Source organism: Psychrobacter sp. CX21 (genome assembly GCF_057396255.1).
The window spans coordinates 1-14,614 of the sequence record NZ_JBXYJG010000029.1 but is presented as its reverse complement, the minus strand read 5'-3'; the positions used below and the strand labels follow the sequence as shown (position 1 = coordinate 14,614).

Here is a 14,614-nt window from a genome sequence, read left to right as displayed (position 1 = left end):
TTAACGTTAGCAACAACACCAGCACCTACAGTACGGCCACCTTCGCGAATTGCGAAACGTAAGCCTTTATCCATTGCGATTGGAAAGATTAGCTTCACGCTCATCTCAACGTTATCGCCAGGCATTACCATTTCAGTACCGTCTTGTAGAATGATTTCACCTGTTACGTCTGTAGTACGGAAGTAGAACTGTGGACGGTAACCATTTAGGAATGGTGTATGACGGCCACCTTCTTCTTTTGATAGTACATATACTTCGGCATCAAAGTCTGTATGCGGTGTGATAGATCCAGGCGCTGCTAGTACTTGGCCACGCTGTACGTCTTCACGCTTTGTACCACGTAGTAGTACACCACAGTTTTCACCAGCACGACCTTCGTCTAGTAGCTTACGGAACATCTCTACACCTGTACAGGTGGTTTTTTGAGTGTCTCTAATACCTACGATTTCGATTTCATCGCCTACTTTGATGATACCTGATTCTACACGGCCTGTTACTACGGTACCGCGTCCTGAGATTGAGAACACGTCTTCGATTGGCATTAGGAATGCTTTATCGATGTCACGCTCTGGCTCTGGGATATATGTATCTAGTACTTCTAGTAGTTCGATTACTGCAGGTTCGCCATATGGACCGTCATTGCCGTTTAGGGCTTCTAGCGCTGATCCTTTGATGATTGGGGTGTCATCACCTGGGAAGTCATAGTCTGATAGTAATTCACGTACTTCCATTTCTACGAGCTCTAGTAGTTCTTCGTCATCTACCATGTCACATTTGTTCATGAATACGATGATGTATGGTACGCCTACCTGACGTGATAGTAGGATGTGCTCACGTGTTTGTGGCATTGGGCCATCTGTCGCTGATACGACTAGAATTGCGCCATCCATCTGTGCGGCACCAGTAATCATGTTTTTCACATAGTCTGCGTGACCTGGGCAGTCTACGTGTGCGTAGTGACGTGCTTCGGTGTCGTATTCGATGTGTGAGGTGTTGATTGTGATACCACGTGCTTTTTCTTCTGGTGCTGAGTCAATCGCTGCGTAGTCTTTTGCGTCGCCGCCTGATGTTTTGGCTGCTACGGTTGCGATTGCTGCGGTTAGTGTGGTTTTACCGTGGTCAACGTGTCCAATGGTTCCTACGTTAACGTGCGGCTTATTTCTTTCAAACTTGGCCTTTGCCATGGGTGTGTCCTCTTTTTTTGGGTTATTTAAACAAATTCTATTACAAATTGATTTGGATTAAAACGATTATAGTTTAATTAATCCAACTTTAGATTTTAACCAACTCTTTTAAATTTAGCTTAGCCTTTTGCAACACTAAAAGGCAACACTAAGTGCTGCCTATCAATTTATTAATTATGCATGTGGTTCGTTGTGCAAGGTCATTATGTGCCCTTGAGAATGTCTTATACAGTCACCTAACGCTCATTTATATATAAATCGATAGAATTATTAATCGCTAAAATTATAAATAAATACTAATTAGGCCATCATTATAATTTCAGTAAAACATATAATGGAGCTCATATCGAGAATTGAACTCGAGACCTCTCCCTTACCAAGGGAGTGCTCTACCGCTGAGCTATATGAGCATACTTAAAACGATATTACCACTAAAAATGGAGCGGGTGGCGGGAATCGAACCCGCGCCATCAGCTTGGAAGGCTGAGGTTCTACCATTAAACCACACCCGCAATATTACAGCGAAAACGCTTTAAAATACATAATAGCAGTTTATGCTGATTTAGGTAGAAGGTTGAACACTTATTGAAAATAGTACTAGAAAATGGTGGTGGGGGAAGGATTCGAACCTTCGAAGCTTTCGCGACAGATTTACAGTCTGTTGGGTTTGACCGCTCCCCAACCCCACCTAACGTAAAACTAAAATAGATAATAGTTTTACTAAGTTGTTATTTGTAATATTGAAAACTACAAGTAACTTATATTACTGCTATTACTTATTAATAGCTATTACTGCGAGAAATGGTGCCGACTGCCGGAATCGAACTGGCGACCTACTGATTACAAGTCAGTTGCTCTACCAACTGAGCTAAGTCGGCTTGTTCTCTCGAAGTGGGGAGTATTCTAGCAAATATTTAGTATAACGCAACCCTTTTTTATAAATTTATTTAAAAAAAACGTTTTTTAATCAAATTTATAATAGCTCACCTGAATTAAATAGCCATAAAGCCGCAGCTAATGCTAGCAATATTAAAACTATCCATAAGGTTGTGTTTGATCCTGTTTTTTTAGGCGGCTGCGGTACTGAGGTTGAATTCTTAACATGAGCGACATCATGCGGCTTTTGCTCATCAACTGTATTAAACGTTTCATTAGGCTTTGTATCAACTGGCTTCGTTTCATTAGGCTTTGTATCAACTGGCTTCGTTTCAACTGGCTTCGTTTCAACTGGCTTTGTGTCTACGGGTTTAGTATCCGTAGGTTTCGACTTTTGTAAAGGCTCAGTGGTTACCGGCTTTTCTTTGGGTATAGGTGCTTTATTGACCGAAGCTTCCTTAACTGGTGCTTCCTTAACTGGTGCTTCCTTAACTGGTGCTTTGTCATCTGCTACTTTTTGATCAACAGCACGTTTATAAGAGGTATCTACTGAATCAGGGATTTCTTCATGAATATCAGTAGTCGCTGACATTTTTGCACTTGCCGCTTGCTTTGATCGGTGCACCTCAGGGTCAGCTTCAGCAGCTAATTCGTTGTAATACTCTGCCTTATCGTTAACTTCTTGGTCTGGATTACCAAACGCAATTGGTTCTTCTAATTCTTGCTCAAGCTTTTGTTCAAGCTCCGCTTTATTCATATCATCGATGTGAGCATCTTCAACCGCCTTAGCATTTGTTCTAGCTCGCTCAGTGGCTTCACTGGCTGAGGTGGTCTTTTTAGTTAATGCTTCTTTATAGGTTGAATCAGTTTTTGTTGATTCAGCTTCAAGATTGTCTTTTTGAGTTTCAACCACTCTAGGTTCATCAACTGAGTCTTGAACACCCGTTGCTGGCACCGTCATTGATACAGCTTGAGCCATTTTATTTACTTTGAAGCTAAAAGCTGCAAAAGTAATGACATCATTTTCAGATAATGTTTCAGGTTGATGCGCGTTTAGCTTTTTATCATTAACCAATGTGCCATTAGAGGAGCCTAAATCTTCGATAGTCAAACCATCATCAACCAATGCTAACTGCGCATGCTGCCGTGAAACCTGCTTACTTCCAAGTACAACATCATTGTCTTGTCCACGTCCTACAGTAAGCTTATCACTAATAGGTAGAGTCAAATCTCCAAGTGCATCAGTAATTGCTGACAACTGCCATTGTTTAGCATTAGATTCAGAATTATTCATATAAGTCCCTCTAGTTCTGTTAGTTATAAAATCAGTTAGTTAATCAGTTATTGATTAGATTAAAAGTGATTTATAGTGTTTAGTTTATAAGAAGCTACAACTAGTTATATCTTGTCAGTGACCAAAGTTTGACGTGTAACTACGGCATAAATTCGGGTCTGATTATCCCATTAAGTTTAGCATAGGGTAAGGTTAATTGAGGCATGCCATAAACATAAGGCGTAATTTCATAAAATTGATAGGTTAATCGAATTCCGTCTTTATTTAATACGGCATTATCTGTCAGCGTAAAAGGCCAGTCTTTTTCGTACGCTTCAGGATCAATATCAGTATCTTTAAGCCAGTCTTTAAATTCAGCATACGCCAAAGCTTTAAGTTTTATGGTCTGACCGGGCAACACTATATCATGAAGGTGCAGTTGTTTTTTTGCTGCCATATCAAACATGAGATACTCAGAGACCCCTATACCATGCGCGCCACCTGTATAAATATAGGTAATAACTTCGAACATATCTACATTTTTATACTGACCCAAATAACTCGGTTCAACCGAGAAAGTGTAATTTAAACGGCTGGTTAAAGGAATATCTTCTATTTGCGCTTTGGCAAAGTTATCTAGACGCTGCTTGATCTCGAATTGAGATAAGTTATGAAACCTAGCTGGTGTGTCTGCTTGATCACTTGCCTGCATATCTGGGATCGTGTCATTAATTAATGCATTTATATTGTCATTAATCCAATCTACATTTGTATTAGCATACGTTACTGAAAGTTCAGGGCAAGCATAATCTTTGTTCCTATAACAGATATCAGTAACCGACTTAGGCAACGTATAGTCTAAACGTCTTTCATCATACACAATATCAGATTTAACGGGCTCATTAGGTGTAACTTGCTCTTGAGCATATACTAGACTATCGGTTTGAACAGCGGGTGTCACACACGCGCTTAACACACTTAGCATCAACACTGAACCAAGCGCGTACTTTATTGGCTGAACATAGCTTATAGGCTGAACATAGCTTATTGGCTGAACACTATTGTTAACCACAGCATTAAGCTGACTTGATGTGTCAATCGGGTCAAATGATTGCGGCATAAGCTGTCCTTTTTTTAGTATTATCAGGGCGAGTCCCTAATTGGTACTCTCAAGATTTATGGCCAAAAAATGACTATATTCTCGCTAATCTTTACAAATTTTTAGATAATATATCTATATTCTCTGCAAAATTTAGTGTGATTAGCAAAAATCTATCTCATTTTAGCCTCACCAAACAAATAGGGACATGCATTACAACTGATCTCGCAAATCATCAATATAAAAACCTGAAACCTTTATAGACTAAATATATAGCAATTTTAAAATCTATGTGTTTAAACTGTGTTTAAACTGTGTTTAATCCTTTGTTTAACCATTTATTTTAAGCTTGTGGCTATTTTATAAAGCATTTGTTTATTTATAAAGCAGCCCTCTATAAAGTACTGACTATAAAAACACTTGTCTTGAAGTACTGTCTATAAATTACTTACTCATAGTTATCAAACTTGACGGGGCTCACGCGTTTATGTAGGGGCTTACGCGTTTATGATGATAATATCCACCATCTTTAATAGCAGTAGGAAACAATAGTAGGAAACAATATAGGGAAGATAAAACAATAGAAGATACAACAATAGAAGTTAAAAAGCTGTAGACACAAAAAAAGCGCTCTATAAAGCGCCTTTTATTTCTTTAAGATTTTACTATTAGACACATTTGATAATGTTCTATTTTTGCGATCAGCAGTTCTAATGTTAGAATGTTTGAATGTTTGAATGTTCAACAGACCTTAACAAGAGCGTTTAATGCTCACGCGTATTACTAAATGTGATCTCAGGATAGCGGTCTTGCATCAGTTGCAAATTGACTCGGCTAGGTGCAAGATACGTTAAATAACCGCCCCCATCGATCGACAATTGGTCGTGGGCTTTTTTCTTAAACTTCGCTAATGCTACGTCATCGTCACAATGAATCCAGCGTACGGTTGCAATCGATACTGGCTCAAAGGTGCATTGAACTTTGTACTCTTCTTTTAAACGGTGTGCCACCACTTCAAACTGCAGCACACCGACTGCGCCTAAAATCAAATCATTATTAATTTGGGGCATAAACACCTGAGTGGCACCTTCCTCTGAAAGCTGCTGTAACCCTTTTTGCAGCGCTTTGGATTTTAAAGGATCTTTGAGGACTACTCGGCGGAACAGCTCTGGCGCAAAGTGAGGGATACCGGTAAAATTTAGTATCTCCCCTTCGGTAAAGCTATCGCCAATCCCAATGGTGCCGTGGTTATGCAAACCAATGATGTCACCGGGATAGGCTTCTTCTAACGCTGAGCGATCCCCTGCTAAAAAAGTTAACGCATCGGTAATACGTACATCCTTACCAAGACGGACATGGCGCATTTTCATGCCTTTCTCGTATTTACCTGAACACACTCTTAAAAATGCAATGCGATCACGGTGACGCGGGTCCATATTGGCCTGAATCTTAAATACAAATCCGCTAAAGTCAGTCTCTGTCGCTTCAACAGTGCGCTCATTGGTTGGGTGGTTTTTCGGTGGTGGTGAGTACTCAACTAACGTATCGAGTACCATATTAACCCCAAAGTTACCTAGCGCCGTACCAAATAGTACAGGAGTCATCTCACCCTTTAGGAACATATCCACATCAAAGTCTTCAAGTGCCATTTGTACCAGCTCTAAAGACTCCTCAAAGGCGGTAAAAGCTAATTCGCCCAAACGCTCTCTGACGTCAGGATAATCGTAGCCGTCGCGCGTCTCTATTTCGGTAATTTCACCTCCATGACCTTTTTCATAAAAATAGGTTTTATCTTCGGTCAAGTGATAGACGCCGACAAAATCTTGCCCCATGCCTACAGGCCAAGTTAACGGCACGCATTGAATGCCCAATACGCTCTCAATCTCACTTAATAAATCGAGCGGATCACGAATTTGGCGATCAAGCTTGTTGACAAAGGAGATGATAGGCGTGTCGCGCATGCGGCACACCTCCATAAGCTTGACAGTACGTGCTTCAACACCTTTTGCCCCGTCAATCATCATAAGTGCACTGTCTACCGCTGTTAACGTGCGGTAAGTATCCTCTGAGAAGTCGGCGTGACCTGGGGTATCTAGCAAGTTGACGATATTGTTTTTGTAAGGAAACTGCATGACCGAGGTAGTGATTGAAATGCCACGCTCTTGTTCCATACTCATCCAGTCGGAGGTGGCATGACGGTCTGATTTGCGTCCTTTAATTTCACCTGTTACCTGAATGGCCTGACCCCATAGTAGGAGCTTTTCGGTCATGGTGGTTTTACCCGCATCGGGGTGAGATATAATAGCAAAGGTGCGGCGTTTGGCCACTTCTGCATTTAAAGTTTTTTGGTCTACGCTCATAGTTTGGGTTCAGCTTACATGTATTGATAAATTTAATGAGCGTATTGTAGCGGATTTTGTGGAATGGTGCAGATAGAATAAACAAAAACGCTCGCACAAATAACCGAAGCCTTAAACAATCGTTAATCCATAAGAATATCAATAGTATATAAAGCTATTCCTGCTATTCGCTTGTAGTTGGTTGCATGTGGGGCACAGCACTTAAACACAAGCGTGTTCCATTATTCAAGCGATCACTCTTGTGTAAGGTGCTGTATGCCCCACACCCCACCAAGCTACCGCTTCTATCAGGGCTAGCGGTAATATCGTATTTTTGCAAATATTTATCGTGGTTAAAACTGGCAGGATTTCAGATTGGGTTATAGAGCGCGGTAAAAATAACTTAACCCATCAAAACGGTAGGACAAATTATTTTCACGGACTAATTATCATTGCACGCTTTGCGAGAGTTAATAAAAACTACCCACCCTACACGAATAAAACCTATCCTACGTAAGCTCTAAACTCCAATTACTATTAATGCTATTCAATCCTATCTTGAGGAAGTAATACAAACGTATTAAACCTTAAATTTTAGTTTATGTCCGCTTGGAGCTATAGCATTAAAATAGAGTTCGTCATTCATTAATCATTTCATTTAAAAAGCTCACTATACATTTAGCTTAATATCAGTTTACAAACTCCTAGCAAACACTTACAACCTTCAACCGTTAATAGCTTTAATTTTTGGTAATGTGGTAAGGCTTTAAACACAGACATTATTAATGTATAAATAAAACAAAAAGAGGTAGTTATGAAAACTTTATATTCAACCAACGCAACTGTAACAGGCGGTCGTATGGGTACGGCTAAAATCGATGACAGCGATTTTGAAGTTAAGATGTCACCACCAGGTTCTGGTAAAGAAGGAAGCAACCCAGAACAGTTATTTGCGATGGGATTCGCTGCTTGCTTTGATAGTGCCCTTGGTGTGGTCAAAAAAATGCAAGGCTTGAGCTTTGGTTCAACCACCAAATCTGAAGTATCATTGCTACAAGGTGATAATCATGACTACAAACTAGCAGTTAAGCTGCACGTCATTGCTGATAGCACCGATGCCAGTGAAGCTGACATTCAAAAAGCAGTCGAAACAGCGCACGAAGTCTGCCCTTATTCAAAAGCCACTAATGGTAATATTGAAGTGACGGTAACTTCCGAAGTTAAATCATAAGTATTTGACATAAGTATTTGACATAAGCATTTAACAGAAGTAAAAAAAGACACTATTTGGCGTTAGCTAATTATATTTAAAACCCAAATCGTTTATGGCGATTCGGGTTTTTTTATGTTTGCTACCCCTAACATATCCTAACACCACGTCAAATTTTAGTTATAATAAATAGAAAATCATCCTCTAAAATACATTCTTTGTTAATCTTCGAAACAATACCTATCAAAGTGACCCCTATGACAGATAACAGCACTGACAAGACTGAAACTCCAGACGTCGACATTGACATTGACACAACCATCGACACCACAACAGACACCTCCCATGACGCCCTAGATCCAACCGTGATGCCAACATTTGACACCATGCCCAATGTTGCCACGATGGACACCAGCCATGTGGACAAAGAAACACCGCCTTTTATCCTAGTCGACGGCTCGTATTATTTGTTCCGCACCTATCATGCCCTGCCCAAAACCATGATGAATACCCAAGGGCTAATGACCAACGCCATCCGTGGCACGCTCAATGCGCTACTAAAGCTGATGCGCCGCTATCATCCGACCCACATGGCAGTGTGTTTTGACACCAAATCGCCGACTTTTCGCCACACCATGTCAGATGAATACAAAGCCAATCGACCCAAGATGGATGAAGAGCTGGCAGAGCAAATCCCTTACATTCATCGCCTTGTCAAAGCTCTAGGTATTCCTCTGCTACGCATCAACGGTGCAGAAGCCGATGATATCATTGGTACGCTAACAGAACGCGCTGTGTCCGAAGGTCACCATGTGGTGATTTCAACGGGCGATAAGGACATGGCACAACTGGTAAACGACTGCGTGTTATTAGAAGACAGCTTTACTGGTAAAGTCATGGATACTCAAGGCGTCATCGATAAGTTTGGGGTTAAGCCTGTACAGATGATTGATTATTTAACGCTGATGGGTGATGCCTCTGACGGTATTAAAGGCGTGGCTGGCGTGGGGAAAAAACGCGCAGCAGACTTATTAAACGAATATGGTGATATTGACAATATCTTAGTCAATGCGACCAATATAAAAGGTAAGGTGGGCGTCACCTTACAAGAGTCTATCGAAACCATCAAGACCGACAAGCAAATGGCCACTATCGTTACTAATTTAAATATCGGTCAAGACTGGGAAGAGCTGCGTATCAATACCGATGCCCATCAATTCACCGATGAGCTTCGAGAGTTATACACTGAGCTTGAGTTCAAAAATGAATTAGCCTCTTTAGATCATCCCAACCATCCAGCCAATGGCGGATCAAATAGCGTTACTAATAGTAAAGCGGATAGCGAATCGCAAGCGCAAATCGCTAAAACCTTACAAAGCCAACAACAAGCCACCATCATTGAAAACATCAAAGACAGTAAAACTCACGATAAAGCATGGCACACTGTGCTTGATGAGAATATGCTAGATACTTTATTTCATAAGTTGCAAAGTGCGCCCCACTTTGCCGTCGATACCGAAACCACCAGTGTTAATTGGCGAGAAGCGGAACTGGTCGGCTTATCCTTCTCATTGCAAGCGCACGAAGCCTACTATATTCCGCTTGAACATGTCGCCTATTCAGAACCTCTAAAAAAGCCAAAAAATAAAAAGGAAGAAGCAGAACAAGCCGAACTCATCGCCAATGCAGAAGTAGATCCTTTAATTGCTAAACAGCTGGATCGGGATACGGTGCTTACCAAGTTAAAACCCATTTTAGAAGATCCCGAAATTGGTAAAATCGGTCAACATCTTAAATACGATGCGCATGTGTTAAGTAAGCACGGCATCAATCTCAATCTTGACATACCGTTTCCAGATAGCGTTCTATCGAGGCAGACGAGCACAGATAGTACGCCTAGTACAGCAAGCGAGACTAACAAAGATAGGACGTTATCTGGGAATGGTATGAATTGGTTAGTCGATACCATGCTGGCAAGCTATGTCATCAATGCGGCGGCTACTCGACATGGTATGGACGAGCTTGCCCGCCACTATCTACACACCCAAACCATCAGTTTTGAAGATGTGGCAGGTAAAGGTGCAAAACAACTCACCTTTGATAAAGTCGCCATCGACATTGCCAGTGACTACGCCTGTGAAGATGCGGACATTACCTATCAACTGTTTGAGCTGTTCCAAGACAAACTCAAAGACGATGCGGTCAACGGGCGTCTATTACACGAATTAGAAATACCTGTCGCCCAAATCCTATGTCAAATGGAGTCCGAGGGCATTCTCATTAAACGCTCATTTTTAAACGAATTATCCGAACGATTTGATGAAGAAATTGGCGAGCTAGAGAAGCAAGCCTATGAGCAGGCTGGCGAGGAATTTAACTTAGGTTCTCCCAAGCAGTTGGGTGAGGTGCTATTTGACAAACTTGGCGTAATAGGTGGTAAAAAAACCAAATCAGGGCAATACTCAACGGGTGAAGCGGTACTTAATAAAATTGACCATCCGCTTGCCGACATTGCACTTGAATACCGCAGCCTTGCTAAGCTTAAAAACACTTATACCGATGCCCTCGATGCGGTAGCCGACCCAGACACCGACCGTGTGCACACCAGTTACCATCAAGCGCTAACCAGTACCGGACGTTTGTCGTCCACTGATCCGAATTTACAAAACATTCCGATTCGTACCAAAACCGGTCGCCTCATCCGCCAAGCGTTTATCGCCCCCGAAGGTCGGGTGTTGCTCGCTGCCGATTACTCGCAGATTGAGCTACGCCTCATGGCGCATTTCTCTGGCGATGAAAACTTAACCCGTGCGTTTAAAGACGGACTCGACATTCACACCGCCACCGCTGCCGAAGTGCTGGGTAAAGCCGTTGACGACGTCACCCCTACCGAGCGCCGTAACGCCAAAGCCATTAACTTTGGTCTGCTGTATGGCATGAGTGCGTTTGGCTTGGCAAAACAATTACAAATGAGCCGAGGTGAAGCGCAAGACTATATCGATCTCTACTTTAGCCGTTATCCGGGCGTCAAGCAGTACATGCAAGACACCCGTGACAGTGCGGTCAACAACGGCTATATCGAAACCATATTGGGTCGCAAACTCTACACCCCAGATATTAAACACAGCAACCAAATGGTACGCCGCGGTGCTGAACGTGCCGCCATTAACGCCCCCTTGCAAGGTAGCGCCGCCGATATTATTAAGCTGGCGATGATAGCCGTTGATAAAGTCTTGCCCAAAGAGCATGCCATCATGTTGTTACAGGTGCATGATGAATTGGTATTTGAAGTGGATGCGGATAAAGCTGATGAGATTGGTGAGCTGATTAGAAATGCCATGCAAGATGTGCTTAGCGATACGGCCAAGCAAATGAGCTGGGAGGTTGATTTTGCCGTGCCGTTATTGGTTGAAACGGGTGTGGGTGATAATTGGGATGAGGCGCATTAGTAGCTATTTCCCGCTTTACGTTCCTATCTTGCAACGTTAGTGTTTTTATCAAACCTTGAATCGTGCACAATTCCCATAGGGTGCGTTTAACGCACCTTTTAGGTCACGATATTCAATAGGAGCGATGGAGAGCACACTAGGGAGACTATATCTTTAATCAATACTTATAAGGATATAAGTCGTCACGTTTAACCCATTTTATAGTTGGTGTCTTTATCCAATTTATACAATTATTGTTGTAGTCTTTTTGCGTACACTGTCTCTCATTAGATTGGATCTGTACCAAATTACCTTTTATCTCTATAACCATACCAGCGGTAGCATAATCACCTACTGCCAACGTCTTACGAAAATCAGTCGTTTTCTTATCATAAGCTATTTGTTCTAGACGTTCACTTTCAGCTTCTGCTTTAGCTTTTTCGGCTGCAATTTTTGCGGCCTTCTCAGCAGCTTTCGCTCTCTCAACTTGACGTTCTTTTCTTAATTTTGCCTGATGCTCTCGTTCTTGCGCTGCTGTTCTACCTTCGGTATTTAATCGAGCATCAAGTACAGTAATTTCGCTATCAAGCCCTAACGATGTTGGTAGGCGAACTGCACGAGCAGCTTGTACAACTCTTCTCACTCCAAACCCTCGGGTTCCTATTTTTCCGTCATTAAAATTAACAAACCATGGTTTACCTTTCGTTTCTGCTGCCCAAAATAATATTTTAGGTGTGTTTGGAAATGTTTGGAGGTTTATCGAGGGGCTTGTGGAATCTTCTGAACATTCATCTAAAATTGTAAATTGGTGTCGTTTACCTCTAGAGTTTGGGCGAGTGATAAGATATGGATAGATGGAGACAGTATCATATCCCTTAAAGCCTTTGTCACAAGATACAATAGTAGATAATTGAATTACTGTTGGTAATTGCCAATCGCTATACCCGCCAAGTCGATGACTTTTAATTGTCTCACGCACACTTCCAGAAATGTCTTTAAATCCAGAATATCCAAGGTCCTCTTGATACCATATCAGTTTTGCAGCCTCACCAGTACAAGTTGTTCCGTTCCAAGCCTGTCCAATACTACACCTGTCCCATATTAGTCCTGTTTTAGGGTCTTGCCACATACCTTTTTGCATGAGTTCTTCATTTGTAATATTAGCATTTGCTATACCCATGCCTGATAAGATTAAAGTTGTGAAAATCAAAGATTTTTGAATCATAATAATATTTTCCTGATGTGTATAAGTATCGCTTAAGTTATAAGATTGTTAGTAAGAAATTATCACACTTTACATATTTAAACAAATACTTACAACATTTATTAATACGTGTCCTAAATTTAACTTAAAGTAAACAATACTACTAACTAGGTACAGCATTAATTTAAAATTACGAGCCAACTTCTCGTAGGTTTGGTGGAGGTAATGACATCCAACAAATTTAGCAAGTAGCACGGGCACTAACCCACGAATGGCTCTATTAATCCGTAGGTTACCACCCACGCTACCTACTTTGAGCATCTATAATCAATTCAGGCTTTTCATCTAAGAGTCGCATTAACGTAACTGCTGCCCCTGTTGGGTTTCTCGTACCCTGTTCCCAATTTTGTGAAGTACGTGGGTTAATATTCAGCTTTTCAGAAAACTGCTGTTGGCTCAAGCCAGTCTTAGCTCGAACCAACTTAATATCAGGAAAATCATGGCTAAACTGTCGGCTCGGTTCAACCTCACCTTTAGCAATATCTAGGGCTTGGCTTAATGATTGCGATAAATCATCGTAAAATTCATTCGTCATGGCTATATACCTCTTCAATTTTCTGGGTCAGCCCCGTAGGGTGCGCCGTGCGCACCTTTAATAAGAAGTTTTTTAAATCATAGAGGTTATTTTAACAATAAATTGACAAACACTCCCAATCCAATAGACCAAACTAAACTACCCTTTTATAAAATAATTAATGCGCAAGGCGCACCCTTGTATCTTGACTGACCCCTTAACGCAATCAACGAGAGTTGATAAACTAAAGCGGTTAATCACGAGCATTGAGAGCATGAGCGCACCCTTAGTGCCTAGACACTGTAGCGTAGATAATGCCCAATGCTCATTTTTATCATCTTAATACTCTGAATGGTATCCAAGTGCCTCAATACGAGTGACACTGCATGAACAAGGGAAGATGACAAGATGACTCATTATATTGGTATCGATGTTAGTAAAGCAAAGCTTGATGTTGCATGGCTTAAAGATGCAGACAAGCTAAAGGTTAAAACCAAAGTATTTAAAAACAACAAAGACGACTTTGATAATCTTATCAACTGGCTAAAAACAAACGTCAGCGATAATTTAAGTGATATACACGTAACCCTTGAAGCAACAGGTGTCTATCATGAGAATGTGGCTTATTTTCTACATGATAAAGGTATTGCTCTAAGTATCGTAAATCCAGCCTATGTCAGAAGCTATGCAAACTCTCTTGGTAGTCGCAATAAAACTGACAAAAAGGATAGCGTCTTACTGGCTCGTTATGCTAATAGTGCTAAGCCAGAACAGTGGACACCGCCACCAGTAGAAGCAAGACAATTAAAGTCATTATTGACTCGTTTAGATGCACTACAGCAAGACTTGCAACGTGAGCTTAACCGTCAAGAAAAAGCATATGCTACTGATACTGCGCCTATTGTGAAGCAATCCATTGGCACTATGATTGATGCTTTAGAAGTTGCTATTGCAAAGCTTAACGATGATATTGATGATCATATCGATAAACATCCTAAGTTAAAGCATGACCAAGAGCTACTACAAACTATCAAAGGTGTAGGCCCTGCCACATCAAGACAGATGCTATCGCTGATGCACAATAAGCAGTTTACTAAAGCGTCACAGGTTGCAGCCTTTATTGGTCTTGTTCCTAGACATATTGAGTCAGGACAGTTTAAAGGCAAATCACGTTTAGCTAAGAATGGTTCAAGTGCTATTAGAGCTAAACTGTATATGGCTGCAGTGGTATCCACTAAATGGAATCCTGATATTAAGGCACAGTACGAGAGGCTGTTAGCCAATGGTAAGTGCAAGATGCAGGCGATTTGCGCTGCTATGCGTAAGCTTGTGCATATCTGCTATGGTGTATTGAAACATCAATCTCCTTATCAGGCAAAAGTTGAATTTATTTCTGCTTGATATTTATTTTTTAAGATGGTATCTAC

Annotated in this window: 9 protein-coding genes and 4 tRNA genes; 3 read left to right on the top strand and 10 right to left on the bottom strand. The window is 41.2% G+C overall.

Annotation, left to right across the window (positions count from 1 at the left end):
* From tuf to AC2SLP_RS11465, 8 genes are all read right to left on the bottom strand, one after another.
* Nucleotides 1-1,184: elongation factor Tu (gene tuf, locus AC2SLP_RS11500; protein WP_486536143.1), on the bottom strand; the 1,184-nt coding region annotated here is incomplete at its 3' end.
* 335 nt (nucleotides 1,185-1,519) lie between these two features.
* Nucleotides 1,520-1,594, bottom strand: a tRNA-Thr gene (locus tag AC2SLP_RS11495).
* Between the two features lie 28 nt (nucleotides 1,595-1,622).
* A tRNA-Gly gene (locus tag AC2SLP_RS11490) sits at nucleotides 1,623-1,696 on the bottom strand.
* Nucleotides 1,697-1,789: 93 nt separating this feature from the next.
* Nucleotides 1,790-1,873 (bottom strand) — tRNA-Tyr (locus AC2SLP_RS11485).
* A gap of 113 nt (nucleotides 1,874-1,986) precedes the next feature.
* A tRNA-Thr gene (locus AC2SLP_RS11480) sits at nucleotides 1,987-2,062 on the bottom strand.
* A 95-nt stretch (nucleotides 2,063-2,157) separates the two neighbouring features.
* Nucleotides 2,158-3,354, bottom strand: coding sequence for an FHA domain-containing protein (locus tag AC2SLP_RS11475; protein ID WP_486536792.1), 1,197 nt, complete (start codon nucleotides 3,352-3,354; stop codon nucleotides 2,158-2,160).
* Between the two features lie 139 nt (nucleotides 3,355-3,493).
* Entirely contained in the window at nucleotides 3,494-4,453 is a 960-nt protein-coding gene (locus AC2SLP_RS11470) for an RsiV family protein (RefSeq protein WP_486536791.1), read from the bottom strand.
* 743 nt (nucleotides 4,454-5,196) lie between these two features.
* The gene (locus tag AC2SLP_RS11465; RefSeq protein ID WP_486536790.1) at nucleotides 5,197-6,792 is read right to left on the bottom strand and encodes a peptide chain release factor 3; all 1,596 of its coding nucleotides are present in this window, start codon (nucleotides 6,790-6,792) and stop codon (nucleotides 5,197-5,199) included.
* A 793-nt stretch (nucleotides 6,793-7,585) separates the two neighbouring features.
* On the opposite strand from AC2SLP_RS11465, the gene AC2SLP_RS11460 reads away from it, so the two are divergent.
* Together AC2SLP_RS11460 and polA are read left to right on the top strand one after the other, a co-directional pair.
* Nucleotides 7,586-8,002, top strand: a complete 417-nt coding sequence (locus tag AC2SLP_RS11460) for an Ohr family peroxiredoxin (protein ID WP_486536789.1) — start codon at nucleotides 7,586-7,588, stop codon at nucleotides 8,000-8,002.
* Between the two features lie 236 nt (nucleotides 8,003-8,238).
* Nucleotides 8,239-11,430, top strand: a complete 3,192-nt coding sequence (gene polA / locus AC2SLP_RS11455; protein WP_486536788.1) for a DNA polymerase I — start codon at nucleotides 8,239-8,241, stop codon at nucleotides 11,428-11,430.
* Nucleotides 11,431-11,587: 157 nt separating this feature from the next.
* On the opposite strand, the gene AC2SLP_RS11450 is transcribed toward polA, so the two are convergent.
* Complete coding sequence (locus AC2SLP_RS11450) at nucleotides 11,588-12,634, bottom strand: Lcl C-terminal domain-containing protein (protein WP_486536787.1); 1,047 nt, start codon at nucleotides 12,632-12,634, stop codon at nucleotides 11,588-11,590.
* Nucleotides 12,635-12,917: 283 nt separating this feature from the next.
* Nucleotides 12,918-13,208 carry a helix-turn-helix domain-containing protein gene (locus AC2SLP_RS11445; RefSeq protein ID WP_486536786.1) on the bottom strand — a complete coding sequence of 97 codons (291 nt, stop codon included), beginning with the start codon at nucleotides 13,206-13,208 and terminating at the stop codon, nucleotides 12,918-12,920.
* Nucleotides 13,209-13,595: 387 nt separating this feature from the next.
* On the opposite strand from AC2SLP_RS11445, the gene AC2SLP_RS11440 reads away from it, so the two are divergent.
* Nucleotides 13,596-14,588: an IS110 family RNA-guided transposase gene (locus AC2SLP_RS11440; protein WP_486535649.1), complete on the top strand. Its 993-nt coding sequence runs from the start codon at nucleotides 13,596-13,598 to the stop codon at nucleotides 14,586-14,588.
* Nucleotides 14,589-14,614 lie beyond the last annotated feature (26 nt).